Source organism: Stenotrophomonas sp. 05L44_2 (genome assembly GCF_056665995.1).
The window spans coordinates 1-3,890 of the sequence record NZ_JBFTNR010000404.1; the positions used below are offsets into that span (position 1 = coordinate 1).

Sequence of the window (3,890 nt, forward strand, 5' to 3'; positions counted from 1 at the left end):
GCTTGTCCACTGCTCTTGAAATGCGGCCTGGTCTGCTTGCTGGGTCCGGCTATGCCTCGGCTTGTCAGCCGGACCCAGCAGCCCTAAGATCGAGCCGCTGTCAGCGGGGATAGCCCACCATATGGTGGTATGTGGATAAGTCGTGTAACCGGACTCAGGGATCCGGCTACAAGGTAGTTAGGCAGCAGGGGGAGATGGTGGACAGCCGAAGTATCTTTGAAAGACTGACACGATCCGTGCCAATCAATCTCGCAGACCTCCCAGAAGAGTTCGGTATCTACGCTCTTTGGGACCATGAACGACAAATCCGGTACATCGGTAGCACACCAAAAGCCACCGAGGGATTCCGCACCAGGATTTACAGCAAGCACGCCACTGGCAGCGAAGGTCGCAGCCACAAGTTCACGCAAGCGTATTGCACCGGCCGTATGTGGCGTTACTGCAAGAAGCTTGATCACCCAGCTGCCGCTCGCGAGCAGTCCGCCACAGATGCGGACGCAGCAAAGAAGCTGAGAAACGCCTTTATTCGTAAGCACTGTGGGGCGAGCTACGTATCCATACCTCGTAGCTATCTGCCAGAGCCATACTTCGCAAACCTCACTTCATTGGAGTTCCAGCTTCAGGCTATGGCACCTTCAAGCATGCGGGCGTGGGAGGGTATTGGGTTTCGGCCTCTACCAGAACCGGCACCTCTCGTGGATCGCTTGTTGGCTGAACTACCTCACTTTGCAGCAGGCGCTGAAAGGCAGCATGCCATCTATAAGGCACATGTGCTTTGCACTGATGTCTAACAATTCATTGATACTCGCCTTCTCAACAAGCTGCGCAATCAATGCGCGCATGAGTGGGGAGATTTCCGCATTACCCAACAGATAGTTGATACCTACATTGAGCCAATGACAATGAAACATGCGCTCAATGCTGCAAATGAGGTCCAACCGATCCTGTTCCCACCAAGCTGCGCGCCGAAGTAAGTGCTCGTCAGTACCCTTGCGGCGTTGATCACCTTTGCGAACCTGCTCAAGCCCCTCCTCAAAGCGGCCGTCACGGAGGGAACAGGTGACGGCATCTAACGATTCCAAGCCGAAGCCGCCTGATGGCTCGGCTTAGTTCAGGCGTTTGGCAGTGTCCGCTTTTGGCCGGAAGCGTACGCTGACCAAACGATGTTTTAGCCCGGCCACTCACGGGCCGTCGGGCGCTCAACGGCGCCAATACAGTGCCCCTGAGTCCTCGCCGCATTAGTCGGAACGCTAACCTCCCCTTCATCGCCATGGGCTAGGGGGGAATTTCTATCCTGAGCCGCGTTAGCCTTGACAGAGCACCAGTTCGATAGGGGTTGCGCTGAACACTTCCCCTCAAACACATATAGTGTTGCTGCTCCTACTGCTTCGCCCGCCCTTCGCATGCCTATCTGAACCTGTCGCCTGGCCTGGACTTCGAGACCAAGCTGTTTGCCAAGACCAACGCGCCACAGCTGCTGCGCAAGGAACTGTCGAAGCCGGGCTACGTGCCGCAACCGATCGCGCTGGGCATCAACACCGACGCGTACCAGCCGATTGAACGCAAGTTCAAGCTGACCCGCCAGCTGATCGAAGTGATGCTGGAGACGAAGCATCCGTTCTCGCTGATCACCAAGAATGCGCTGGTCGAGCGCGACATCGATCTGCTCTCACCACTGGCGGCGGAGAACCTGGTCAGCGTGCATTTCTCGGTGACATCGCTGGATCCGCATCTGTCGGCGAAGCTGGAGCCGCGCGCCTCGGCGCCCCATGCGCGGCTGCGTGCGATGAAGCGTCTGCACGAGACGGGCATTCCGGTGGGCGTGATGGTTGCGCCGGTGATTCCGTGGATCAACGACAGCGAACTGGAAGCCGTGCTGGAAGCCGCGCACGACGCCGGCGCCAGCACTGCAGGCTACGTGCTGCTGCGCCTGCCGCTGGAAGTGGCACCGCTGTTCCGCGATTGGCTGGACACCCATCATCCCGATCGCGCCGCGCATGTGATGAGCACCATCCAGCAGCTGCGCGGCGGCAAGGATTACGACAGTCAGTTCGGCACGCGCATGCGCGGCCAGGGTGTTTACGCAGAGCTGCTAAGCAATCGCTTCAAGCTGGCGCGCAAACGCCTGGGCTTCAACGCGCAGAACAGCCATTGGCCGAAGCTGGATTGCAGCCGGTTCCTACGCCCGCTGCCGCCGCACGAGGATTCGCTGCAGGGGTCGTTGTTCTAGGAAGTTACGGGGCGTATGGATATGACGCCGCGTTGAGGCCAATTGCAACACGTGAAAGAACCGTTACACTCAGTGAAAATGAACCCATTGTTAACGGTTCACACGTTGTCTAGCCTGCAACGATTACCACGGAAATGGAAGAGCATGACGCTCCTGAAGACACGTATGTCGCTGTGCCTTGCTTTGCTTCTCACCCCCTTGTCCTTGTTCGGTGCCGGCGCCAAGACGCCGCCGACGGACTTGGAGCGGATCACGGTCAAGCCGCCCGTCGAGGACTTTGAATACCCCCTGTGGTGGTCGATCGATGGAGGCATGCAAGGCGGCTTCGATGGCGGCATGGGCGGGGGCGGCGGTTCATTTCCGACCGAAACCGCGAAGGAGCAGCCGACCGATGACAAGGAGAAGGACTGCAATGGCCGTAAGGGCAATCCCGTCGTGCTTTACAGCGGCAACAAGGTTGAACCAGAACTTGATTTCGCCAGTCAGGGTGAAATGGGCCTGTTTCTGCAGCGCAACTACAATCACTACWGGAGCGCAACCGGACTGTTCGGCAATCACTGGCTGAGCAACTTTGACTATTCACTCGCATTCACCGATGCAAATCAGCTGGCGTGGGTGCAACGGCCCGACGGTCGCCGCATCAAGTACCTCAAGGATCCGGCCAGCGGTCGCTGGTATGAGGACAAGGCCCAGCCCATCGCGTATCTCTCCGCTAACGGCGATGGCACGTTTGCGCTTCGAAACGAAAACAACGGCACGGAGACCTACAACGCGGAGGGCTATATCACCCGCCTCAGCAATGAGCAGGGCGTGAGCTGGACGTTCTCCTATGCTGACCGCTACCTGCAGAAGGTGACCCACTCCTCGGGACGTAGCGTCAGCTTTGGTTGGGCCAATGGACAGGTTAGCCAGGTGACCGATCCGGCCGGCAACATCTATCGCTACACCTATACCCCCAACGTGTTCGGGAACGGACGTGGCCGGCTCGCCAGCACGTCGCTGCCAGGCACACCAGCAACGACGATCAGCTACCACTACGAAGATGCCCGCTTCCCGGGTGCCCTGACCGGCAAGTCCTTTGATGGCGTGCGCTATTCCACTTTTGCGTACGACGCGGAGCGGCGCGCCATCAGCACGGAGCACAATGGTGGCATTGAACGGTTCCGCTTCAGTTACGCCGTACGCAGCACCGAACCGGTGCTGCCGCCCCCCGCTCCGACTCGACCCGGGGGTGTCCGCGCCGATGAAGAGCGTGGATGGTGCGAACAGCGCCCTGGCGGTTCACGCATCTGCTATCAGCCGCGCTCACTGCCTGTTGGCTCGCTGCCGATGGAGCGCGCTCTCGGTATGACGGCTGCCGCTGCGCCGAGCCTTACGCGGCCCGTCGATATTGATGTCACTGTGATCAACCCTCTTGGCCGTAGCACCACTTACACGTTCAAGGACGGAAAGATGGTATCGACCAAGGGTGATCCGTCGCCGAACTGCCCCGCCAGTTACAAGGAGCAGAGCTATGACGCCAATGGATACCCGGATCTGGTCCATGACTTCCAGGACAATCTGACCGACTTCGACTATAGCGCTCAAGGTTACTTGTTGAAGCGTGTGGAAGCTGTCGGCAGCTCGGTCGAACGTACGACGTTGCAGGAGTGGGATACCA

At 58.9% G+C, this 3,890-nt stretch carries 2 protein-coding genes and 1 pseudogene; 2 read left to right on the plus strand and 1 reads right to left on the minus strand.

The features are described 5' to 3' along the window. Nucleotides 1-716: 716 nt before the first annotated feature. The gene (locus tag AC1VAN_RS14420; RefSeq protein ID WP_442251415.1) at nucleotides 717-1,082 is read right to left on the minus strand and encodes a hypothetical protein; all 366 of its coding nucleotides are present in this window, start codon (nucleotides 1,080-1,082) and stop codon (nucleotides 717-719) included. A 293-nt stretch (nucleotides 1,083-1,375) separates the two neighbouring features. Here AC1VAN_RS14420 and AC1VAN_RS14425 point away from each other — a divergent pair. Beyond that, a pseudogene (locus AC1VAN_RS14425) lies at nucleotides 1,376-2,230 on the plus strand (PA0069 family radical SAM protein); the annotation flags it as partial. Nucleotides 2,231-2,374: 144 nt separating this feature from the next. Next, a partial coding sequence (locus AC1VAN_RS14430; protein WP_480986048.1) for a DUF6531 domain-containing protein occupies nucleotides 2,375-3,890 on the plus strand: 1,516 nt, incomplete at its 3' end.